Origin of the sequence: Desulfotomaculum sp. (assembly GCA_003513005.1) — a bacterium.
Lineage (GTDB): Bacteria > Bacillota > Desulfotomaculia > Desulfotomaculales > Nap2-2B > 46-80.
Window position 1 is genome coordinate 1 of the sequence record DOTD01000011.1, and the last position, 24,432, is coordinate 24,432.

The 24,432-nt window shown below is 46.5% G+C and carries 19 protein-coding genes; 9 read left to right on the forward strand and 10 right to left on the reverse strand.

Annotated elements, in window-relative coordinates; translation table 11 throughout:
• Nucleotides 1–339: 339 nt before the first annotated feature.
• On the reverse strand, nucleotides 340–2,619 hold the full coding sequence (locus tag DEH07_00715) for a LuxR family transcriptional regulator (GenBank protein ID HBY03080.1): 2,280 nt from the start codon (nucleotides 2,617–2,619) through the stop codon (nucleotides 340–342).
• Nucleotides 2,620–3,437: 818 nt separating this feature from the next.
• On the opposite strand from DEH07_00715, the gene DEH07_00720 reads away from it, so the two are divergent.
• The 8 genes from DEH07_00720 to DEH07_00755 all read left to right on the forward strand — a co-directional run bounded on the left by DEH07_00720 (nucleotide 3,438) and on the right by DEH07_00755 (nucleotide 10,904).
• A complete protein-coding gene (locus DEH07_00720) occupies nucleotides 3,438–4,214 on the forward strand; it encodes a sugar ABC transporter ATP-binding protein (protein ID HBY03081.1) in 777 nt (258 codons plus the stop codon).
• Between the two features lie 2 nt (nucleotides 4,215–4,216).
• Entirely contained in the window at nucleotides 4,217–5,161 is a 945-nt protein-coding gene (locus tag DEH07_00725) for an ABC transporter permease (protein ID HBY03082.1), read from the forward strand.
• A gap of 44 nt (nucleotides 5,162–5,205) precedes the next feature.
• Complete coding sequence (locus DEH07_00730; GenBank protein HBY03083.1) at nucleotides 5,206–6,015, forward strand: hypothetical protein; 810 nt, start codon at nucleotides 5,206–5,208, stop codon at nucleotides 6,013–6,015.
• 16 nt (nucleotides 6,016–6,031) lie between these two features.
• A complete protein-coding gene (locus tag DEH07_00735; protein HBY03084.1) occupies nucleotides 6,032–7,093 on the forward strand; it encodes a uroporphyrinogen decarboxylase in 1,062 nt (353 codons plus the stop codon).
• Between the two features lie 49 nt (nucleotides 7,094–7,142).
• Nucleotides 7,143–8,045, forward strand: coding sequence for a carbohydrate kinase family protein (locus tag DEH07_00740; protein HBY03085.1), 903 nt, complete (start codon nucleotides 7,143–7,145; stop codon nucleotides 8,043–8,045).
• 71 nt (nucleotides 8,046–8,116) lie between these two features.
• A complete protein-coding gene (locus DEH07_00745; GenBank protein ID HBY03086.1) occupies nucleotides 8,117–9,211 on the forward strand; it encodes a hypothetical protein in 1,095 nt (364 codons plus the stop codon).
• Between the two features lie 253 nt (nucleotides 9,212–9,464).
• Nucleotides 9,465–9,914 (forward strand): thioesterase, encoded by a 450-nt coding sequence (locus tag DEH07_00750; GenBank protein ID HBY03087.1) that lies wholly within the window; start codon nucleotides 9,465–9,467, stop codon nucleotides 9,912–9,914.
• Between the two features lie 126 nt (nucleotides 9,915–10,040).
• Entirely contained in the window at nucleotides 10,041–10,904 is an 864-nt protein-coding gene (locus DEH07_00755) for a hypothetical protein (GenBank protein ID HBY03088.1), read from the forward strand.
• Nucleotides 10,905–11,054: 150 nt separating this feature from the next.
• Here the strand turns inward: DEH07_00755 and DEH07_00760 are convergent, their stop codons facing one another.
• The gene (locus tag DEH07_00760) at nucleotides 11,055–11,282 is read right to left on the reverse strand and encodes a hypothetical protein (GenBank protein ID HBY03089.1); all 228 of its coding nucleotides are present in this window, start codon (nucleotides 11,280–11,282) and stop codon (nucleotides 11,055–11,057) included.
• Nucleotides 11,283–12,833: 1,551 nt separating this feature from the next.
• Here DEH07_00760 and DEH07_00765 point away from each other — a divergent pair.
• The gene (locus DEH07_00765; GenBank protein HBY03090.1) at nucleotides 12,834–13,415 is read left to right on the forward strand and encodes a nucleic acid-binding protein; all 582 of its coding nucleotides are present in this window, start codon (nucleotides 12,834–12,836) and stop codon (nucleotides 13,413–13,415) included.
• Nucleotides 13,416–14,510: 1,095 nt separating this feature from the next.
• On the opposite strand, the gene DEH07_00770 is transcribed toward DEH07_00765, so the two are convergent.
• From DEH07_00770 to trpA, 8 genes are all read right to left on the reverse strand, one after another.
• Nucleotides 14,511–15,218, reverse strand: a complete 708-nt coding sequence (locus tag DEH07_00770) for an N-(5'-phosphoribosyl)anthranilate isomerase (protein HBY03091.1) — start codon at nucleotides 15,216–15,218, stop codon at nucleotides 14,511–14,513.
• A complete protein-coding gene (locus tag DEH07_00775; protein ID HBY03092.1) occupies nucleotides 15,215–15,928 on the reverse strand; it encodes an indole-3-glycerol-phosphate synthase TrpC in 714 nt (237 codons plus the stop codon). The genes DEH07_00770 and DEH07_00775 overlap by 4 nt, the downstream gene beginning before the upstream one ends.
• Nucleotide 15,929: 1 nt before the next feature.
• Nucleotides 15,930–16,961 (reverse strand): anthranilate phosphoribosyltransferase, encoded by a 1,032-nt coding sequence (gene trpD / locus DEH07_00780; protein HBY03093.1) that lies wholly within the window; start codon nucleotides 16,959–16,961, stop codon nucleotides 15,930–15,932.
• 342 nt (nucleotides 16,962–17,303) lie between these two features.
• The gene (locus tag DEH07_00785) at nucleotides 17,304–18,236 is read right to left on the reverse strand and encodes a hypothetical protein (GenBank protein ID HBY03094.1); all 933 of its coding nucleotides are present in this window, start codon (nucleotides 18,234–18,236) and stop codon (nucleotides 17,304–17,306) included.
• 19 nt (nucleotides 18,237–18,255) lie between these two features.
• A complete protein-coding gene (locus tag DEH07_00790) occupies nucleotides 18,256–18,654 on the reverse strand; it encodes a two-component system response regulator (GenBank protein HBY03095.1) in 399 nt (132 codons plus the stop codon).
• A gap of 26 nt (nucleotides 18,655–18,680) precedes the next feature.
• Complete coding sequence (locus tag DEH07_00795; GenBank protein ID HBY03096.1) at nucleotides 18,681–20,870, reverse strand: hypothetical protein; 2,190 nt, start codon at nucleotides 20,868–20,870, stop codon at nucleotides 18,681–18,683.
• A 192-nt stretch (nucleotides 20,871–21,062) separates the two neighbouring features.
• Nucleotides 21,063–23,711: a hypothetical protein gene (locus DEH07_00800; protein HBY03097.1), complete on the reverse strand. Its 2,649-nt coding sequence runs from the start codon at nucleotides 23,709–23,711 to the stop codon at nucleotides 21,063–21,065.
• A gap of 186 nt (nucleotides 23,712–23,897) precedes the next feature.
• Nucleotides 23,898–24,432 (reverse strand): tryptophan synthase subunit alpha (gene trpA, locus DEH07_00805; protein ID HBY03098.1); only part of this gene is annotated, 535 nt, incomplete at its 5' end.

Sequence of the window (24,432 nt, forward strand, 5' to 3'; positions counted from 1 at the left end):
GTGCTCTTCCGATCTGAATCCCCATAGCTGGGAGCAAAGCGACTTCATTCTTCTGGGGCAATTGAAAATTTTGCGATACAGCTATAGCGCGTTATTGATGATTAAGGCTCAAAACCAGGAGTTGCCTGATATTTGAGCCCTTTTTCTTCGCAAAGCTTCCAATTGAACCCTTTAAGAACCGTCCCCCTGTGTTTTTGTCCCCTAATCAAATACCGCAGTCAGGATCTCCGTATTTTTTTTGTAAGTATGGCTTTGTATAAATACTCCTTCTTATTTGACCTTTATAACGAATTTTCCGCCGGAATGTTATTTGCGTCCATACCTTCCGTCCTTTTTCTTCTACTGACAAATTTTAGACTCGATTCCAGATGGATTAAATCCTTTAACGATCAGCCATACCGCCATAACCATTTCTTGCAGGAATATCGGAAGGTCTAAAACGTCATGAGATGTAACGATACCAAACAAATCTAAAAAGGCCAAGGCTAACACCAATATAGCTGCAATGAGACCCCAACCGGATATCCATCGGGGAATGAGCTTGGCTTGATACAATACACAGTAGAACATCAGAGCACCCAGAGGGAAAACAATTTGCAATATATATCCAATCGAAACATTTTCTTTTAGCGTTAAAGTGCCCAAAGTTTGAAAATAGGAAGCATCCGGAGCTCCTGCAATATATTGCTGACTTAATATTGTTAGGAATAGCCAACCGATTACAATTGCAATAGTAGTAACGGTCTCAAGCTCACCGGCAATGAATCTTTCAGTGTTCTCAATCTGCCGCGCAATTTGGACACTCTGCTGTCCATGCTGCTCGGCGGCATCAAAATCATTCCATTGGTAGAATATACGGGTCAGGCCAAGATGCGCTTCGCAGGCAAACGGCGACGGCATATCACCCATCAGCTTCAGAACGCGCTTGTAGTTCTCAGCCGCCGGATAAAGCTGGTTTTCTGTCTCCTGTACGTTGCCCAGGCCGATTGTGGCTACTGTGTTGATGATTGTATTCCCGGACGATTGACTGACAGATATGGCTTCAGAATAGGCCCGTGCCGCCGCGGCACGATCTCCCTGGAGCTGATAAGCAATCCCCAGCTTCCAGATAGTTGCAGTACGGACTGCCAGGTTGCCGGGGTGCAGATACTCCAAGGCACGGCGCGACTGGGTAATGATGGCCTCCACCTGGTTCTGAGTGGCGGCCAGCAAAGCCCTGATGGCGGCAATATGTCCTACAAGGTTTCGGGTCCTGTCATCCGGCTCAACCTCTTGAAGGGCGGCTTCAGCAGCCAGCAGCTTCTGTTCGACGGCGGCTGTTTGGCCGGTCATCGATAACGCCGAGGCGTACATCACCCACAGCGATGGCCTGGCATCCAGTACTGTCTTTGGCAGGGACTGCAGCCAGTTCAATACAGGGGCTAACGCTCCGCGAAAGTGCAGGGGCATCCCCTTCCCTTCAACCAGGCGTGCGGTGCGGTCAACATCATTGGCGGCAACAGCATGTTTAAAAGCTTCAAGCTCCAGACCATTGTCTTCATACCACTGGCTGGCGCGAGCATGGTATTCGGCCGCGCCCTTCCCTTCATCTTTTGCAGGAGCTGCGGCGCTCCGGCTAAGCCGCTGCCGCAGCAAATCAGCAAAGAGATGATGATAGCGGTACCAGCGCCGTTCATCATCCAGAGGAACGATGAACAGGTTAGCATGCTGGAGATATTCCAGTGTTTCTTGCCCGCCTGCAGATGGGTCGGGCAAAACGGCGTCACAAAGAGGACCGCACAGGCGGTCAAGGATCGACGTACGCAGCAAAAAAGTCTGGACTCTTTCGGGCTGCTGCTGCAGAACTTCTTCAACCAGATAGTCCATCACGAAATAGTGGCTGCCGTTGAAAGATTTTATAAAGTTGCTAATGTCCTTATGTCCCTGCATGGAGATCGCGGCAAGCTGAAGGCCGGCAATCCATCCTTCAGTGCGGGTATCCAATGCGGCTATGTCTTCTGCGGAGAGGTCCAGGCCCATCACGTTGTTAAGGAATCCGGCAGTTTCTGTTGGGGTAAAACACAAGTCGGCCGCACGAAGCTCGGCCAACTGGCCCTGGGCACGTAACCGCGCCAAGGGTATATATGGATCCTCACGGGTGGCGATGACCAGGTGCATCTGCGGCGGCAGGTGATCTAACAGAAAGGTGAGGACTTCATCAACCGGTTTGGCATCAATAGCGTGGTAATCGTCAAGTACGAGTGTAAAATCGCCCGGAATGGCTGTAATTTCATTGAGCAGTACCGTCAGAATCGATTCAGTTGGCGGTGGCTGAGTGGATTGTAGAACCCCCAACACCCCTCCTCCAACACCCGCTGAAATCGTTTGCAAAGCAGAAACGAAGTAAGTCAGAAAGCGTATGGGATCGTTATCTCCTTCGTCCATCGAAAACCAGGCGGCTGGTCGCTTGCAGCCAGCAATCCATTCGCTGACCAGCATGGTTTTACCAAAGCCGGCGGGGCCAGAGATAAGGGTCAGTTTGCGGTGTTTACCCTCGTTCAACCTCTCGATCAGGCGAGTACGGCGGACTAATTTGGACCGGGGCGGAGGAATATAAAGTTTAGTGGCTAATATTGACATGGACACAGACCGCCCCTCTTTGTCATCCAAGATTATCTATATACATTATATCTTGAATTTTATAATAATTGGAAAGAAAATCCGGAAAATGGAAGCATATATCCAAACCGGGGTACCAATCCATAGCACTAAAAATCCGGCGTGACAGCACTCACTTTCGGATTCGACTGCACTCTGGAGTTGCCATAATCACTTCACACAATGACTCTTCAAAAAAAGTCTTTTAATTAATTTTCCAGGCTTCATCTTTCCTGTCTCTTGAGTTACATCCTTATCCCTACAATCTTTATACAATCAATATTTTTATCAGATAATTGTCTTCAATTAGTTCATATTTTTCCATAGTATAAAAAATATCCGCGTATTATAAGTAATATATATCATACATCCTTTTAGTTATAAATTAGTTTAATCTATCCGTAAGTTTGTCATCCAGTCCGGCAAATTGAGCCAGATGATCCATATCACGTATAATATGCCGAATACATTATTTTAGAAGGTCTTATCCGGATCTCAAAGTCCTTTTTTTAGAAAACTTTTAAGATAAATGTATTATAAGAATATTTTATTAAACGTCCTTCAGCGATATAAATTATCAATATGACCGTAAGTATGCCTATTTCATTATCATTCAGACCGCATATTACATTAATTGAGATTACCCACAACTGCTTTACAGCTGCTTCTGCAGGATAATAGCGATAAATGTCGAATTTCAAGTTGTGAATAAGAATTTAAAAAGAGCAGCGTGATATCATCGTGAAGAAATCAAAAATCCCCGGCACACTCGTAGATTAAACTTAAATAAGGTTGGAATTATGTCGGATATATCAGTTCAGCCATTTTTGGAGATTAGAGGGATCAGAAAGAAATTCGGCAGCGTCGAGGCGCTTAAGGGCGTAGACTTAAAAGCATACTCTGGCGAAGTACTAGCCATTGTCGGGGATAACGGCGCAGGCAAAAGTACAATTATTAAAATCCTATCCGGAGCAATTACTCCCGACAGCGGTGAAATCATTATCGCCGGCAAAAAATACAATAAATTAAACCCCAAAACGGCGCTTGCCGCCGGTATTTCCACTGTTTATCAGGATTTGGCGCTGGTTAATACCCTCAATACTCCCGATAACATTTTTTTAGGCAGGGAATACCTAAAATATTTATTCTGCCTGGACGAGAAAAAAATGCGCCAGGAAACCAGGCGCCTGATGGAGCAGCTTGGGATTCAAATACCTTCCCTGCACACTCCGGTATGTTATTTAAGCGGTGGGCAAAGACAAAGTGTGGCAGTAGCGCGGGCTGTCCATCAAGGCGGCAGACTGCTGATCTTTGATGAACCGACTGCGGCAATGGGCTTAAAAGAAACAGTTGCAGTCTTAAAACTGATTAAAAGTCTTGCCGGACAAAAATTTGGTGTGATAGTGATCAGCCATAATATGGAGCAGGTCTTTAAAATAGCTGATCGCATCTGCATTATACGCCAGGGTGAAGTAGTGGATTATCTAAAGGCCGATCAAGTCAGCCCCCAGGATGTGGTCGCCATGATTACCGGAGCAATAGACCTGGAAGAGACAAATAATTACAGGTGTATATAACAATGGATCTAAGCGTCAGGCTGCAAAAAATTTTCCCGCAGCTCCTGCTCACAGGAGTGTTATTAACTTTAATCTGTTTCTTAAGTCTATCTTCCGAATATTTTCTGTCCTGGGAGAACTTCAGAAATATTTTGGACCAGAGTTCCGTTCATATTTTGTTGGCTGTAGGAATGACCTTCGTCATAGCCGGCGGCGGAATTGATTTGTCGGCCGGCAATGTGGCTGCTTTAAGCGGTGTAGTCATGGCGGTGGCAATGAAGGCTGGTACGGATGTCTTTCCCGCTATAGTCATGGGTTGTTTGGCTGCATTTTGTTTCGGCCTGATGAACGGCCTCGTAGTTTCTTATATAAAGGTAAACCCGTTCATTACAACCCTGGCTTCCATGTCCATTGCGCGTGGATTGGCTCTCATTCTGACCGGCGGTGTTTCCATTTATGGTTTTTCCGCAAATTTTAAATTCTGGGGCACTGGCTCAATCGGCCCAATTAACCCGCCTATTCTCTTATCAATTATTTTCGCAGCTTTGGGTCTTTTCCTCATGACCTATACCCTTTGGGGGAAATACAGCCTTGCTTTAGGCGGCAATGGGGAAGCGCTGAGGATTACGGGAGTTAACGTTAATTTTTACAGGACCAGTATATATTGCTTTTCCGCCCTGTGCGCGGCAGCGGCAGGACTGATTATGACAGCAAGGCTTAACGCGGCTGCGCCTTTGGCCGGTGCAACTTATGAAATGGATGCTATTGCGGCGGTTGTTTTAGGCGGTACCAGCATGAACGGGGGCAAAGCTTCTGTCGCTGGCACTTTTATTGCCTGCCTGACTCTGGGGGTAATGAGAAACGGGCTGACCATGCTTGCCGTCCCTACTTACTACCAGCAGTTATTTACCGGCGTCATCATTCTTGCCGCAATCGTAATTTCCCAGCTGCGCAGCAGGCAGGAATAACCGCAGGACGAGATTTTATCAACGAATTTTATTAACGGGATTTTATGATGAAAAAATACCACATTTTAATTGAGACTGCCTTAATTGGTCAGGGGATTGCAGATCTGACCGGGGAAGACTTACTGCAGATCTGGAAGGATTATTCCGCCAGAGTGTCCGGCAGCGCGGGTTTTGTTTGGCTGTGGCAGGGCAATATGATGGTCGATTGTCTGGAATCATTATTGGAATACCGTAGCCAAAAAAATCTCCCGAGAATTGACAGCCGTATAATTACAGAACCAAACCGCACACCGGGCAGCGGATTTTGTACAGCCGGCGCAGTACTGGCTTTGGCAAATGAATGTCAGTCCGAACTTGTTGTCACTGCCGGTATGGGAGGGGCTTTTAGCGGGAAAGTATCCAGTGATCTTCCTGAAATCTGTAAAGGACAGGCCGTACTCATCGCTTCCGGCTTCAAGGACATGATTGAAGCGCAAAACAGTCTGGCTTATTTGCACAAAAGAAATATTCTCATCGCAGGTTTTAGCAAACCTTATTATGACGGTTTCTTGTTTCAAAAAGACCGGTATCCGTTAGACCGGCTGTATACGGGAGAAAGCATCTCAAAATTAAGGGAAGATAACTGTTTTTTATTATTTAATGATCTGGAAACCGGGTTAAGGCTAAAAAACAGCAATTGGCTCAAAGACAGTATTGAGGCTGGCAAATCAGCGGAAAACGTAGGCGGCGAATTCCATCCGGCGGTCAGCCGGGAATTGGCCCGTTTTTCAAAAAGCAACAGCAGCAGGCTGCAGTTTGAAGCGTTATTACAAAATATTGTTTTGGCAATAAAAATATTGGAGAAAGGGAAATAACAACCGGAGGCAGGCAATGAAAAACCTCGTGATACCTAAAGACGGGATGACCCCCATCGAACGTTCCGCTGCGATTAAAGCCGGCAGACCCTATGACAGGATACCATGCAGCCCGATGGTGGCGGAACATGTTATCTGGTCAACAGGTATAAGTTTAAAGGAATATTTGTTCAACCCCAAACTGGCGGCCGAAGCGCAGGCCAAGGCCTTTGAATATTTTGGCTATGACAGCGTAAGCGTCAGCCCTGATCATCACGGTTTTGCAGAAGCGTTGGGATGCAGGTTTACCTATACCGATCACGAAAGGCCTCAAATTGCGGAACACTGCTTAAAGACATATGAGCATATCGAAAAATTGGAGCCGGTCGATCCCAAAAAAACCGGCAGGCTGAAGCTGTGTATAGAGGCTGTGGCCCGCCTGCAGGAACTGGTTGGTTCCAAAGTAAAAGTGGGCAGCGGAATGGGCGGCCCCCTGACCTGCGCATCACTGATGCGGGGAGCAGACTGTCTTTTAAGAGATTTGAAAAAAAATCCTGAGGCAGTCCTCAAAATAATGGACGTTAATACTCAAAATCTGATTAATTACATGGCGGCTTGCTGGGAATACGGTGTCGGATGCAGCGTCGGAGATTCCTTTGCTTCCTGTTCGGTGATCAGCCCCAAGGATTTCAGGTTTTTTGTAAAGCCCTATTTGAAACGGATTGCTGACTGGCAGATTGAAAATATCGGGAGCGCCGGGAATTTGCATATTTGCGGGAACAGCAGACCATTATGGGCGGATATGGCCGAACTTGGTTTTTCATCAATCAGTCTGGACAATGCCATGGATATGGCGGAAGCAAAGGAAATACTGGGCAAGACGGCTGCCCTTAAAGGAAATGTTAAACCGGTGGACACTATGCTTTTGGGCAGTGTTGAGGATGTGATGAGAGAATCCAGAGAATGTATCGAAAAGTGCGTGGATAATCCCAGGGGATACACTTTAAGCAGCGGCTGCACCCTGCCGGTACAAACCCCCGTAGAAAATGTGGAGGCGATGGTCAATGCCGCCCGGATATGGGGCAGGCCAAAAAAATAAAAGGTGGTGATAGAGTATAACAACTGTCCTGGGTTTAGGCACGGCAACGATGGATGTGGTATTGCAGTGCGACAGCCTGCCGGAAGCGGATCAATTTGAAATAATTAGAAATGAGCAGATCCTTCCGGGCGGAAGCTGCGCCAATATGCTCGTTACACTGGCCAGGTTGGGGGTAAACGCCAGGCAGGTGGCAAAAATCGGCGACGACAGCTTCGGCAGGATTTTCAGAGAAGGCTTAATCAAGGACGGCATTGATGACAGCCTGCTCATTACGGTCCCCAACGGGAAAACGATGCATACCTATATCATTGCGGCCAATAATGGAGAACACACTATTTTTGCAAATATGGGCGATTGTTTAATGAACCTGCAGGCGGAAGAAATCACCCCGTATATGCTGGAGGGCATCGACCTGTTTTATACGGACATGTTTCCTGCCAAACCGGCTCTTGCTATGGCCAAACTTTGCGCCGAGAGAAACATCCCGGTGGTTTTTTGCCTTGAGTGCCCAACGGACATTATGAATAAAATCGGAGTGGAGACGGAAGAGCTTTTTGAAATGCTTTCCTTGGCGGAGTTGTTCGTATCGGGAAGAGACAGTTATCAAAGCCTGACCAATACCCCGGATTATGAAGAAGCCATGAACATCCTGTACCAAAAATACCCGGTCAAAAAGGGAATGATCTGCACAGCCGGAGATTGCGGCGCAGTATGGCTGGATAAAGACGGCAAAGTAACCGCGCAGCCCTATAAAATCGTTCCTGTCGATACTACAGGGGCAGGAGACTGTTTTCTGGGGGGTTTGATCTACAGCTACTATGTAAATGGACAAACCAGACAGCAGTCCATGGACTTTGCCTCAGCGACAGCCGCAATAAAATGCACCCAGCCAGGTCCCAGAATAAAGGCGGATGTAAAGACGATCAATGAATTTATGGCAGGCGGAACATAATAATTTGATTTGTTCATACTTGAAAAAAGTATGTTGAGTATGTTCAATAAAAAAATAATGTATTTGGAGGAATGCAGATGAAAAAATTTACAGCAGTAATGATCCTGATAACGCTGATGCTGATTTCCGTATGTATGGCCGGATGCGGCAGCAACAAAAATTCGGGGACGAAAGAAAAGGAATCCGACACAAAAGATAAAGCTCCCGTTTCCACAATTCAAAATGCATTGTTAAAAGACGCAGAGTCAAAAATGCTGGAAGCATTGGCGCCCCTTCCTGATATGGGCAAAGGGGAAAAAATCGGCGCAGTCGCTTTTAGCATGACCAATCCCTTCTGGGTAACAGTTGAAGAAGGCTATAAAGACGCCGCCAAAGAATATGGAGTGCAGGTTGATGTTGTCGCCGCGCCGAACGAAGCGGATGAGAACGGACAGGCTGAGGCGTTTAATACCTTACTGACTAAAGACTATGACGCTTTTGCCATTTCCTCCATGACTCCTTTTAACCTTGTTCCCAGCGTGGCAAAAGCAACCAAAAAAGGGCTTAAAGTAATCGCGGTAGGCACCAACATTGACGCCAAAGCTGCGAAAGACGCCGGAGCGGTCGTTGAAGCATTTGTTACATCCGACTTTAAAGAGCAGGGGAAGATGGGCGCCGAGTTTATTATGAAAAAAATCGGCGGTCCCGCTAAAGTTGCTGTAATCGAAGGACAGGCCGGCTCCGATAACAGTGAACAAAGAAAACAAGGCGCCATTGAAGGTTTTAAAAATAACGGCGGTGAAGTGGTTGCTGTGGAAGCGGCTGACTGGGACGCCCAAAAAGCTTATGACGCCGCCACCAACATACTGAAGGCCAATCCGGATCTGAAAGGTATTATGTGCGCCAATGACGATATGGCCCTGGGGGTTGTTGAAGCGTTAAAAGCCGCCAACAAAAAAGATCAGGTAGTGGTATGCGGTATTGACTTCATTGACAATGCGCGCAAATCAATTATGGCCGGTGAATTAGACGGCAGCGTCGCCATGAGTCCATATCTTTTTGGAAAAGCGGGCTTGATTTTGTCCCTTAAAGCAATACAGGGTCAGGAGATCAATAAAGATATCTTCTGGACGCCCATCGGCTTAATTACCGCAGAAAATGTTGCACAATACGATGGCTGGAAATAATTAATTTTCCACAGTTCAAATAAGCGCAGTTAGTGACGAGGGGACGGGGTTGTTGACACAATTTTCATGAGGTGTCAACCAGGTGTCAATAACCCCGTCCCCTCGTCACAACACTCGTTGTTTTTGATTTACTCTTTTGCGCCGCTTTTTATGCACTGTGCCTGCCGACGGCAGCCTTTTCGCCAAACGATATAATGGATTGTTTATTAAGGAATATCACAATATAATTATTTGCATCAAGGAGGTGTTTCAAGTGAAAAGCACTTTACAAGCCGGTTTGTATTATGAGTTTAAGTTTACTGTTCCAGAAAACAAAACTGTTCCTTACCTTTACCCTGAATCGGAAGAATTACAAGTAATGCCTAAAGTGTTGGCAACGGGATACATGGTGGGCTTATTTGAATGGGCATGTATTAAAGCTCTCAAACCTCATTTGGATTGGCCCAACGAACAAACCGTTGGAACCGATTTAAAATTAAGCCACGTTGCCGCTACACCACCAGGTTTGACTGTTACAGTCAAAATACGGTTAGAAAAGATCGAAGGTAAAAGATTATTCTTTCATGTAGAAGGCCATGATGGGATAGACTTAATTTCTGAAGGTACTCATGAAAGATTCATCATTGATGCGGCTAAGTTTATCGGAAAGGTAAACAAGAAAAATAATGCTCCCCAGAAACCAGACACAGAAATAGAAAATTAAGTTACAACGGAAGCATGAACAAGTGAAATCATTATTGGCCAATCATACCTATCTCAATCATACGATAATCTGATTGATGCAAACGCATACAGTTCTAATGCCATAGAAGTAAGGCGGAGCCAGACCATGTCTGAAATTCGAGAGCCTTTTAAGTGCAATCAGCACAAAAACGTTTTGACCGCCGATTTTTGCCGCGAGCATAAGCATTTGTTCCCGGCTTGTTATACCGATGCGGCTCCTATGGCCGAAGTTTCTATCGAATCAGCAAAAACCCTCGACAGCTCTATGGCTATGCTGCCCTTTGATTATGTTGTTGAAGCGGAAGCTTACGGCGCAGAAATTACCGGTCATAATGACATCTTCGGCTTAAGGGCTAAAGGAAGGCGCCTTAATTCCGTGGAGGAATTACCGGAACTGCCACCAATGGATTTTACCAGGGGCAGACTGCCTGAAATTATAAAGGCTGTAAGTTTAATAGACAAAGCAGGATATACTCCGTGCTTAAATATAACCGGATTGTTCTCCTTACTGGAAATGCTGTTGCCGATTGAAAAAGTCTTTTCCGCCTGGCGGAAAAGACAAGAAGCATTGCTGGAGTTTATTGCGGGGTATGAAAAATGCCTGATCGAATATATTACTTTGGCGTTGAGCGCCGGAGCTAAAGTGATTTCCTACAGTGATCCCCTAACCGGGCTGGCAATGCTGGGCAGAAAAAATGGACAGCAAATTGCGAAAGAACTTGTACTGCCGTTTTATCACGAAATTTCCCGTATACCCGACAGCGGTATAATACATATTTGCGGAATCTCATCAGATATCCTGACGGCTGCTGACGCGGCCTGGTCAGAGATAGAGCTGGAAACAGAAAAATATTATTCCGAAGCTATTATTGAACAAGCCCTGGCAGCTCAGGGAATAAAGTTTTTCGGATATGGCTGCCTGCACCATAACAGAATGATCCAAAAACTGACGCAATTAATAATCACCTAATCGCACGCGTACACGCGCGCGGGGACGGTACTCTTGTGTCAAGGTAGGCTAATTACCCTTGACACAAGAGTACCGTCCCCATGTGTCATGTGTCACATGTGTCAGTTTAAGGAAAATGGGGTCAGGCTTGACTTATTTAGATACTTTAACTTATTCAAATAAACTATGCAAAAAACAAATGAGAAAGGGTAGGCTAATCATCCTGGCGGATTTTCGCCTACCCTTCTCCTGAAGCCTTGTGCAATTTTCCAGCATCCTCCTTTCTAGGTTTGCCCCTCTTCTATCTGATCCGCAGGCGTCTTCACCGCTTTTCAGACTAACCAGCCACTCCTTAGTAGTAGCTGTCGAAAAGTAAATTTGTTGAGCTAATCCCTCCATCTACTACAAGTTTTTCGCGCCGGCTCTTAATCCCTGCTTATTTGAAACTCCTACTTCTTAAGGGGCATTTGCTTACTTTCATGCCGGTTATGGTTTCCCATGCCTCCGGCTTTCGGCTTACCGGTAGATATCTACTCAACTCCCCAAGTAGAAGATTTTGGCTCAGCAGGTTATTAAAAACCTTTTGCTTAGTTCGCTGGTTATCAAGGAGCGCCCCTCATACTCGGGTAGTCCCTTTCTGAGGTCAATTTAATAATACCCTATGTTTTTACCCTTGTCAATAGTTAATTTATAATATTTTATAATGTTTTAATATTCCGATAATGCATTTATAACAATCAGATCAGGTCACTCCCATCAATTATCTGTGGTTAACCGAACCGCTTTCACGTCTGTCGAATAGAAAGCTATGCGGTTTGTATGTTTTTCCAAAGTTCCTGAGACCAGCAAGGATTAAACTCTCCCAAGAAAACAGCGATTGCTTCAGTATTGGCATACCATTTTCTTTCTGCTTCCGCTGCTGCCGTATTGTCACTGGCTTTTCCAGTTTTTCGACAGAGGCCGGTCTCCCTTAGTTAGGACAACAGGACAGTTCACCGGTAGGCAGGGAAATGAAGTGCGGGGTATGTGAGGGTGTATCTATTATGGCAGGCAGAGCCTTGCTCAGTTCCTGTGTTTTTTAACCGCACAGAATATAACGCCAATCGCGTCTTGCATCACCTTTCCTTCCGCTAGCTGCGCCTCAGCTGCAGCCAATTTTTTCATGTGCTGGTCCCATGTCATATTGTTGAGACTCAAAGAATGAGATTCTTCTTGAAATGGTTATGAAAAAACACATAAATTTGATACAATTTAATTGTTCATCATCGGATGCCCCCGGAGAGTAACTGCATCACACTTAACGCAATGATGTATAGGCTAATTTCTCGAACAGGAGTAAATTCAGACACGGAGACAATAATGAATAAAATGAGTGACGATGAACTTAAAAAACTGATTCTTGGTATGGTGAAAGAGGATATTATTAAGAACGCCGCACATACTGCTCCAGTTTACTCGCTTTCAGAAATATTGGCGATTAAAAGCGTCAGCGAGCTTCGTAAGGTCAGCAGGTCACTGCATATCAAATATTACGGCAAACTTCCGAAATTCGAACTAATTGCTGCTATTTCTAAATCATTTCAGAACACGGAAGTCCTCAAAGATCTTCTCTTCGTCCTGGATGAAACTGAATTTGCCTTTTTAAAAAATGTAGCATCAATGAAGCATTTACATGACGATAAAGTACTTGTTGACTGCTACATGCTGCCCCAAAACCTGGGACTGCTCCAAAGTTTCTATTATGACGATGAGTTGTATTTTGTAGCGCCAAAAGAGATCAAATCCTCAATTAAAAAACTGGCGGTAATGGGTTTTTACGAGGAAAAACATTTTCGCGACTTGCTAAACAATTACGCCATTGCTGCAGTTTCGCTGTACGGCGTTATCAGCCAGGACGATTTTATCGCACTGTTTAACAGCCAAAACAAACGGCAAACCAGCGTCGATGAGATGTTTTCTGTGCTTCTCACTTATATTTATATGGATGCCAGTTATTGTTTTTGGGATGAATATATTGTCGACGTTGATTTTGAGGAAGATGACTTTGATGGGGTACCTGCTCTTTTAGCAGCGAGAAAAGGCAAACCCAGATATGCGCCGCCACAAGAAGAGTTTCTTAAATACTCCGACTGGGATTATTACGAAGAAACACCCCAGCTCATGGCGCTGAAACAATACCTTACCGGTCTTATTGATGATCCGGATATGGTACTGGACACACTTGATGAAATTCATGATCTGTGCGCCGCCGAAGTTAGAACGCAGGAATACTTTGATTTACTGGATGCAACCGGGATTGTGTTTGATGGCATGGAACAGGTAAACAAAATAATGCAGCTTATTGCAGATGTACATAACAACACCCGTCTAAGGAGCAATTATGGCCATACCCCAAATGAGCTTCGCCCTGTAGGCAAATCCAATCTGATTCCCTTTCCTTCTTCTCAACCTATACAAAATGAAAAAATCGGCAGAAACGATCCGTGCCCATGCGGCAGCGGAAAGAAATACAAGAAGTGTTGCGGAAGATAGTTTGTTTTCTTTTTGCCATTGGGTCTGACGGCCTATAAATAAAAAAACCCCTTATGGGGCATTTTGCTTAAGCGGACCTTCAGCCAGAAATTCTATCCAGCCGCAGGAATCCACTACAATCAAAACCTTTCCTCCTCATCCCGCTCTATGACAGTATCCATTCCGCGTAAAATACCCCTCATCTCAGAAATAGGCATGTTTGGAATCAGTCTAATGCTGCCGTTTTCCGCGATAAGGTGCAACTTCTGTCCCTTTTTTATCCCTAAAGATTATCGATTCTCCCCTTACCAAAATAATATGGATAATATAAATATATTCCATCAAGATCGGACTGTCAATAAAAACGGGTACGCAAGAAAAAACCTTACAACCACTTATTGGGGTCAGGCTTGACTTATTTAAGACTTGACTTATTTAGATACTTTGACTCATTCAAATAACTATGTAAAAACAAACGAGAAAGGGTAGGCTAATTATCCTGGCGGACTTTGCCTACCCTTCTCCTGGAGCGTTGTGCAATTCAGCACGTCCTCCTTTTTAGATTTACCCCTCCTTCATCTGATCCGCAGGCGCCATCACCGCTTTTCAGACTAACCAGCCACTTCCTGTAATAGCCGTCGAATAGTACCTTCGTTAAGCTAATTCCTCCGTCTACTACAAGTTTTTCGCGCCGGCCTTCAATCCCTGCTTATTTGAAACTCCTACTTCTCAAGGGGCATTTGCTTACTTTCAGGTTGATTATGGTTCCCCATTCCTCCGATTTTTAAGCTTACCGGTAGATATCTACTCGACCCCCAAGTAGAAGCTTTTGGCTCAGCAGGTCATTAAAAGCCTTAGCTTAGTTCGCTGGTTATCAAGGAGCTTCCCTCGTACTCGGGTGGCCCCTTTCTGAGGTCAATTTAATAATACCCTATGTTTTTACTCGTGTCAATAGTTAATTTTAAATATTTTATAATATTATAATATTCCGATAGCTTACCAAATTAGGAGCACTAAAACCATCTTTTAAAAGAAAAAACCCTTACAACCATAGTAAGGGTTAGAAATATGTATTGGGGGAAAGATTTAAATCCGTACAGTCCCTTTTGCGCCGCCTTATGGCGTTAACTTCGCGGTCAGTTTGTTAAGCTCCGACTCCCTAACGACTCGCATAAACTGGTACACCTTATCCGGATCCCTGTTTCCAAACTCGTCCTCTACACCAGTCAGGATATCTACAGCATATGGGTCAGCCTCCTGAATAATTTGCTGGACGTTCGCCGGGTTCAGCCCTCCAGCCAGGATCACCGGCAAAGCAGCCTCCTGCCGGACAGCCCTAAATGCTGACAGGTCAACGGTAACTCCCGTGCCCCCGGGTCGAAAATCGGTATAGGAATCTACCAGCAAAGCAGAAATTTCAGTCCCGGCAATAGCCCGTGCCGCAACAACAGGATCGGTAAACTCAAAAGCACACTTGCCGCGGCTGTCTATACGCAAAGCCTTAATAGTTTTTATACCCTGCCGGCCCAGCCGGTGAGCCAGCTCTTTTATTTCCGGCAGTGTTTCCTGATAATGAAGCTGAATCAGATCAGGGCGGACGGCTTCAGCCACAGCCAGGATATTCTCCACCGTTCCTCCTGTTACCACACAGGAGCTGACATAGGGAGGTACTTTTTCAACCAGCCTTCGGGCTTCGGCCCTTGTCATGTTCCACGGCACCGGCACGGGGTAATCTACCACAAACCCTACGGTATGCACTCCGGCTTTTACACAAAGGTTAACGTCTTCTTCATTCATCAAACCGCAAATCTTAACTCGCGTCATAGATTTTCCATCCTTGTTTCACTAAGACAGCGGAACATTTCCGGAGGGTCTTCAGCCCGCAGGATGGCGGTCCCCACCAGCACCGCATGGGCGCCCGCCCTCAGGGCCCGCTGTACATCTTCAGAGGAAGAGATAGAACTTTCACTGATAATTAAAACATCCGGTCTGACCAGGCCGGTCAGCTTTTCAGTATTGCCTACGTTTCCTCCGTCCAATTCTAATTCTACAATATTACGGTTGTTAATGCCCAGCATAGTCAAACTGAGCTGGTTGGCGTTAATTATCTCCGCTTGAGTATGGGTTTCCACCAGCGGCTCCAGGCCCAGCGTCAAAGCATCTTCAACAAGCTCAGCCAGCTGATCCTTTTCCAGCATACTGGCGATCAGCAGTACTGCAGCGGTGCCCAGTTCCACGCTCTCTTCCAGCTGGGCGCGCCTGTTAATAAAATCTTTACGCAAGACAGGCAGCGAAACAGCCTGCGTTATACGCTTCAATAGTTCCGTCGAGCCTCCGAAATATTCGGGTTCGGTCACCACCGAAACAGCCGGCGCGCCTGCCGCCGCCAGCGCCCGGGCAAATGCGGCAGGGTCACGTTCCAGCAGCAGGCCGCCTTCCTGCGGCGACCTGGATTTTATGTCCGGAATAACAGGTACCTTACCGGAATGATATTGACGCCACAGCGCCGCGGAAAATCTTTTTGCCCTGTCCATCTTAGCCTGCCGATTTAAGATCTTGAGAAGCTGTAATCAGCTGATTCAGTTTTTCCTGGGCTGATCCGCCGACAATGATTTCCTCCGCCAGCGCTATTCCTTCTTTGAAGGAATTTGCCTTGTCCCCGATCATCAAAGCTCCGGCCGCATTTATAACTATCGCCTGGCGGCGGGGTCCCTTATTTTTGCCTGAAAAAACATCCCGGATTACTGCGGCGTTAACATCGGGAGTTCCGGTTGCGATATCTTCAAGAGAACAGCGGGTAAAACCAAAATCTTCGGGAGATATTTCATAGGTTTTGATTGAACCGTCCTGTATTTCATTAATCCTGGTTGCGCCCAGCAGGGAAATTTCATCAAAGCCGTCCAGGCCATGGACAAACAGCGCACGCTTGTAACCTAAAGACAGGGCAACCTGTGAGACATCGTCCAGCAGCTCGGGTTTGTAGACGCCCAGGATATGCCGCGAAGCTTTGGCCGGATTGATCAGCGGGCCGATAATAGTGTAAAAAATGGTCTTAATGCCAAGAGCCTGTTCCGGCGGCAGCACCTTATGCATTACCGGATGGAACAGGGGAGCATAAATAAAGGCAATGCCAATTTCTTCGATCAGCTTCTCAATTCCTTCGGGAGTGAGGTTTATTTCCACGCCGAGCGCTTCCAAAACATCAGCGCTGCCGGAAAGACTGGATATCGAGCGGCTGCCGTGTTTGGCCACCGGAATACCGGCAGCGGCGGCAACCAGGGCTACAGCAGTGGAGATGTTAAAGGTGCTTAATCCTCCGCCTGTGCCGCAGGTATCCATGAGCTCATCACTAACCTTCGGGGAAACACTTATGCAGTTATCACGCATGGCCCGGGCAATGGCGGTTATTTCTGTAAGAGTCGGCCCCTTCATCAGCAGGGCCACTTGAAAACCTGCGATCTGCACATCGCTTAACTCGTCATTTTTTATGGCAAGAATCAAACTGTAGGCTTCATCAGCCGTTAAATCTACTTTGGCGGTTAATTTACCTAAAACGTTTTGGATCATTTTCTCCCACTCCTTAATTTGTTTTTTTAAAAACAAAAAAACCAGAGTCTTAGCCGGCCCTGGTCAATACGCATAACGAACAAGCTCCGCTAGAGCTAAACTCAACTTGACTCTTCTCATCCAGGGGCGCACACAGGGGCGCACAGGGGGACGGTTCTTCTGTGTCAATGTCTACGCCTTTCGGACAATGTGGAATGGTAAGTCGGTTAACCTGCAAATTTGCCGCAGACTTAAACCTTATGGCTGATTCCTGTTTTACTTTTCTCTCTTGGCTTCCTGGGTATTCCTTCACGCACCTTCTCAATGCATTTTAACTTCGCACAAGAGAACCGTCCCCCTGTGTCATTCCGTATAAACCAGTCTGTTACGGCCATCTGTTTTGGCAGCATAGAGCCTTCGATCGACACAGGCTACCAGCGACTTGTTAGCGTCTCCGTCGGCAGGGAATTGAGCAACACCAATACTAATGGTGATTTCGAACTTGGTCGGTTCAATGGATGGCACAGATACATCTGCTATAACCTTCAGCAGTTGGTTGGCCAGGTGGATGGCTGTCGGCAATTCAGCTCCAGGCAGAATAATGACGAACTCGTCTCCGCCATATCGCGCAAGAATATCGGAGGTGCGCAGCCTGGACTTGAGCGCAGAGGCAACCGCTTTGAGGACGGTATCGCCGCCCTGATGGCCATAGATATCATTTATCGTTTTGAAATGGTCAACGTCCAACAACATCAGCGAAAATGGGTAGTTATTTCTTTGCCCTTCACTGACGCGATGATTTAATTCATTTTCGAAGTGCATGCGGTTGTAAGCGCCGGTCAACCCATCGATTATTGCCAGTTTTTCGTACTCGCTGAGTAAAATCGCTTTCTCCTGCACCAATTTATGGCGTTCACACGCGTACCGGATCGAGCGCATCAATAAGGAACTGTCGAAACTGCCTTTGATCAGATAATCTTGCGCTCCGGCAGCGACGGTTTGCAGTCCGATTTCATCATCGTCCAGAACTGTCTGCATAATAATCAGCGGAATGGCGCCATCGCCGGTATTCAGTGTCCGGATGATGCTCAAGCCGTCTGCGTCGGGCAGATTGAAATCGAGCAGAACACAATCATACACCTGCGATTTGAGGGCCTCCAGGCCGGACTTGGCATCCGTCCTCTCCTCTAATATTATCTGCTGATATCCCGACTTCTCGTTGATAAAGCGCCGGATTCGCCGCCGGTCGACTTCATCGTCGTCGATAACCAGGATTCTGATCGGGACGTCATTCAATGATGCCCCCTCCCCCGCATTATGGTAATATAACTATGCGCCAGTAATAATCCAGCATGGCAATCAGATTTGCAAAGCCCTTGCCGGCTTCGCTTTTTACAATATAACCCGCTATACATTTCGAGTATGCCCGCATACGGTCCTCGTCGTCTTTGGACGTGGTCAAAACGAATACCACCATTTGCTGCAACTTTTCATCCTGACGCAACTCGTCGAGAAAAGCGAAGCCGTCCATCCGGGGCATATTTAAGTCCAGCAGGACCACATACGGGGGCGCAATGGTCTTATGGCCGTTTTGGCCACGCATGATTTCCAGGGCTTCGATTCCGTCTTTGGCGCGCACAAATTCGTTGAGGATCTTGGCCTCGCGGAAGCCCCGTTGGATCGCCATTGCATCGACATCATCATCTTCTGCCATCAGTATCCTGATACTCTCCACTAGTATTATCCTCCCTTAATCTCCAGCGGCCAGGAAAACCGCACTTCGGCGCCCCTGGGCTCCGCCGCATGGATGGTTACCGAACCGCCATTATATTCGACGATTTTCCTGACCAGGGCCAGACCCATGCCGCTGCCTTCCACTTCATCGCGGGGTTTCAGTGTCTGGAACATCCCGAAAACCTTTTCACGATATTGCTCCGGTATCCCGGGGCCGTCGTCGATGACCGAGAACTCGATAAGGTTGTCGCTCTGGACCGCAGCGACCGTGATGCAGCCTTTCGCCAGGTCGTGGTGTTTGGCCACATTGCCGATGAGATTGCTCAAGACCTGGTTTAATGGCCCGCGCGCAGTTGAAAAACAGGGAAGATCGGTCATCGTTACGGCAAAGCGCCCGCTTATGTCGAGGCTGTCGATTATATTTTTAACCAACGCTGCAGTGTCGACCAGGACCACTTCCGCCTTTTTCCGGCCTATGCGGGAGTACTCCAAGAGAGAATCCAGCAGTGCTTCCATGCGCTTGGTTCGCTCCCGGAGCAGCCACAGATGCTCGGCGCTCTCTGCAGGCAAAATGCCCGCCAGATCCTCTTCCAGCCATAACGACAGGCTTTCGATGGCCCGCAGCGGAGCCCGCAGATCGTGCGACGCCACAAAAGCAAACTGTTCCAGCTCGGCGTTAGAACGCTGTAATTCTTTCATCAGCCGGTTTTGCTCTTCTTCCAATCGTTTCCGTCCGGTGATATCCCGCCAGGCTACCAGCAGGACTGACCGGCCGTGCAGAGTTATTGTCGATATGCATACTTCTGTCCAGAAATCTTCTCCCGTCAGCCGCTGGTGCACCCACTCGAAACGGTTTCCGCCATCCCTTAAGCTTTCGGCTATTTTCTCAGCTGCCGCTTTCGACGACAGACGGCCATCAGGCTGATAGCCGGGAGAAACTTCGTCCGGCGTTTTACCGATAATTTGTTCCCGACTGCCCCGGAGCATGATTCCTGTTGCCTCGTTGCAATCACTGATCACTCCTCTGTCAATTTCCATGATCATATAGGCATCCGGGGATTTCATGAAAAGCGCTTCAAAACTCTCGATACTCTCCTTGAGTACAGAAATGTCACGTATCGTCTGAATAATCCCGATTCGTTTTCCGGTCTCATCGTGCAAAGGAGCAGTGACACCCAATAAATGAGCTCCCTTGCCATTGTAGAGCGCCGGACAAAAAGCTTCAGCGGACATATGATTACCCTGCCGGTGAATGTCCTTATAATTTCTATCAATTTCTTCGTCGCCGACATCTATAAGATCAAGCATATTGGTACGGCGATCACCCCAAAAGGGAATGGTATAGGCATAATCACCCTGCCCCAAAATCTCTTCTTTGGGAACACCGCTCATATCTTCCATGGCCCGATTCCAAATGATGACCCGTTTATCCTGATCAACTACATAGGTGGCATCCGGCAAGAAATCAATGACATCGGCCAGCAGCTGTTTAGTCCTGATGACTTCGTCTTCCGCCTGCTTGCGCTTGGCTATATCCCGGAATCTAATGATGCAACTCTCCAGACCTCCGGAAACATCACTCAGGGGATTGGCCGCGGCTTCAATTTGGCTATAAATGCCGTCTTTCCGGCGGTACCGGCAGGTAAGGCTCAAGGATTGGCGCCCCGACAGGGCGGCATCATACTGCGCCTTGACTGAAGGCAGATCTTCCGGATGAACCTGGTCGAAAATGGAGCGCTGCAGCAGTTCTTCCGGTGTGTAACCAAGCACGTTCATGCTGGACGGACTCACGTAATGGATGATGCCGTCCGGATCGACTTCTATGACCATATCCAGCATGGCCTGATTGATCTTGTGCAGTTCATTGTAAAGCGCGTCGCGCTTTTCGCTGATCAGCGCCACCGCCAGAGCGACGCCGATAAAGACCAGGGCGCTCATCCATGAAGCGCCGGTCAGATGGTGAGCGCTCAGGCTGTCACAAATAATGTGCAGCAGACCCAGACCTGCGGCTACCCACAAAGCGCGGCGATGATACCATATACCGGCGCAGATGATCGGTATATAGAAAACATGTGTGTAAACCACGTCGACGCCAAAATACAGATTCACCACCAGGGCCATGAGAACAGACAGCAGGAGCAGGGAGGCTAGAGCTATCTTCTTGGCCTGCGGATTTTGAATGGTACAGTCACGCATTCATATTTCCTTTTGTTATGCCTTTACTAAATATTCAATTATTTTCATAATTATATATATTTCCGAAAATCCTGTCAATAATTGCCTGTGTACTGCCGAAGAGACCGATTGGGATAACTCATCTTACTTGACCGGAATATTTAACTTGCTCAACCGGAAATCCACTTCGAAGATCGAATCAAATAGGATTAGTTAGGGCTTATCACTCAATATTTTTAATTTAAATATTTTAGCATCATGCCAGTTTTCATTGGTTCTCTGGCAGGCCCACAGGTAACTGCCATCCCAAGCAAGGTCCCAGGTCCCCTCACTGGCAGAATAGATTGCGCCAACTATTTTTCCCTGCCTGTCGATTTTGACTATTCCTTTTCCCCCTGGAGCCCAGAAATAGTTTCCATCCCAAGTCAGCCCGCCTACAGCAATACCTTCTTGAATTTGAATAGTCCCTATCAACTGGCCCTGTTTATCAACCTGATAAATCTTAGAAGAAGTCCACCCTAAAATATATAGATAATTTCCATCCCATGTAATTCCCTTTGCTCCACCGGTTGGATCCGGAATGGTAAAGGAAGACAGCACTTTTCCGTCCAGGGTCATTTGATAAACTTTTTTCTCCGCAAAATCATTTATCCAAAGGTTTTCACCATCGAAAGTCATTCCCCATGCTTGTGGCCCAGGATATATCCAGTGTGTCTTTATTTCTCCTGTATTAGGGTCCAGCTTGTAAACATCCCCCCACAAAGCTGCAGTCCAGATGTTTTGGCCGTCCCAAGCAAGACTCCAGGTCAATCCCAGCCCTTCCCCAATTTTATTAACTATTTGCCTGGTTTCGTCATCAGGGTAAACATACATATAACGGTCCTTCAATGAATCCCCCGGGATATAGCCCAACTCATAACCAGCAGGTACCTTATAGCCATATACTAAGCTTCCTGCCCCACCCCCGGGTATATTCTCTATTTCGCTCTTTGGTGAAGGGTTGATTCCTCCACCATTATTCCTGAATAGATTACCCTTGGCGAAAACTTTATTATGACCCTCACCTACTGCTATATCTGGCCCATCGTTATTTTCAATTGTGTTATTTGAGGCATTTAATGTACCGTTATCATCTACAGAAAGGCCACTGGCTTTGTTCTCTTTTAATAGATTATGGTCCACATTAGCTGTGGATGCATCGACATGTATGCCATGCGTGCCTGACCGCATAATGGTGTTATATCTGATTGTTGCGTCATTAAACTGTTCCATGGCGATACCGTTGTATCCGTTTTCGTAGATAAGATTGTTTTCAATAAGCGCTTTGCAATATGACTCTAAATAAATTCCTTCCCAATTGTTCCACCTTACTACCGTGTGGGAGATAGTCGGGCTGCAATTCCACAGATTTATACCTTGCTGCGCAAACTCGACCACAGCATATTTAATAATACTTTCACTGCCGCCATTTTCAAGCCTCAGCATATGCCAATCGCCATTAATAGGATCGGAAGCATCTGAAGTAAAAACAATCTGCCGGTCTGGCGTACCGATGGCTTTCAATGTTCCGTTTATTATCAAACCGCAACGTTTTTCAGGCTCTTTGTACCCGCGATAATGCCTGAATTTAATGATTGTTCCCGGCTTAATCGTTAGAGTTACCCCTTTGAGAACTTGTACAGTATTATTTACATGAACCTCACCGCTCCACGTTTGGTCTTGAGAAATAACCTCGTCTGCTGCAGATTGTCCTCCGCTCGTTGTTAGGTCACTATTTATGACCTTATCGGCTGCATTTTGTGAAGGATTACCGCCAGGTTTTAATTCTACTGGTGAAGTTTTTCCATCAGTCAAATTTGAACTATTAGTTGCGGCGATTTCTACATCATCTACCAAACAGCTTGAACTATCCAGGGTTTCAAATCCTATACTTCCGCTGTTAATATAGTTTTCGTCTTTATAGGCTATACGAAGTACATCATCAATATAAATATCAATGTATCCTTCATAGCCTTTTATATCGATTTTATGCCAGCCGTTGTCTAATTTTAGCGGTGCATTGGCAAGCTCACTAAACTGATTCCCCCGTTGTCGGTTTAAGTAGATTTCGTTATTACCCACCCCGATACAGTATCTGTTTAATCCATCTGTTGAATCACTCAACCTGTAGCTAAAATACATATAACCGCTAATAATATTAAACTTTGCTTCGCAACTATAATTATCCCAATCGTTGCCTTTAAGCCTTACCCAACTATGCCCATTTCCTTTTAAAACATTATTACCGTCAACCGTATCAATTCTCCACCCTTCCTCAAGGGTCCACTTTGAGCTGCCATTTTCGAAATTATCACTTAACAGTTTCTTTTCAACAGCAGTATTGGGTGTAATAGTTCGATTACCCTGGTTCCACGATACCTGAGCGCCCAAAGCTTCGCTCACAAATCGTAAAGGTACCATTGTACGACCGCCGGTAATTTCTGCAGGCGCATCCAGGGTAATTGAATAACTATCTTTTATAGCCTCGTTAGAACCTATCTTTAGTTCGATAATTTTATCATCGGTGATTTTAACGGTCCCGGTTATACTATCCCAAGTTACATAAGCTCCTAAAGCTTCAGACACAAACCTCACCGGAACCATTGTACGGCCATTGTTTATGTACGGAGGCTGGTCAAATTTAACGGGATTTCCATTAACAGAAATAGTAATATTGTACCCGTCGGCTGCCACGTCTACTGTCTGACTTGCTGCTGAACAAGGCAGATCCATTCCCATCAGAATAACCAGCACTAACAATAAGACTGCTGCATATCCCGGAGTTTTCCTCATATTAAAAACCTCCTGACTAATACGCACCATTATTTTCCTCGGAGAGTATTATTAAAAACCATAACCGCAACCTGAATCTGTTAATGAGATACGTAAACATTTGCGGGGTGACCAAGCAAATTGAGATATATTTTGAGCTCCTGTTATAAGTAAGGAGTGAGACAGTCAAAAAAAAGCCATCATACTGATTAGTCTGGAGCTTTGGAACCCGCCTTTTTAGGAAACCGCCTTCTTCATCGCCCGCACATATTCCGCCACATGGGGGACGCAGCCCTCGCCATACTGCTCCACAATTTTTACTATCGCGCTCCCCACAATCACGCCGTCAGACAACCCGGCCATCTTCGCCGCCTGTTCGGGCGTGGAAATGCCAAAGCCGACAGCGCAGGGAATATCCCTGACCTCTTTAACCAGTTTAATCATTTCGCCTACATCGGCGCTGATTTCCTTGCGCACTCCGGTAACACCCATTGAGGATACGCAGTAAACAAATCCCCGGGCCTCCCCGGCAATCATCCGGATGCGGTCGCGGGAGGTCGGCGCAATCAATGAGATCAAGTCAATGCCGAATTCGGAGCAGTAAGGCAGGAGCTCCTCTTTCTCCTCAAACGGCAGGGCAGGCACAATTACAGCGGCAATGCCCGTCTCCCGGCAGTTTTTCATAAAACCGCCGGCGCCGTATGTAAAAACAGGAGACACAAAGGTATTGAAGGCCATTGGGAACACGCATCCCTCGCGGATACGCTGTACC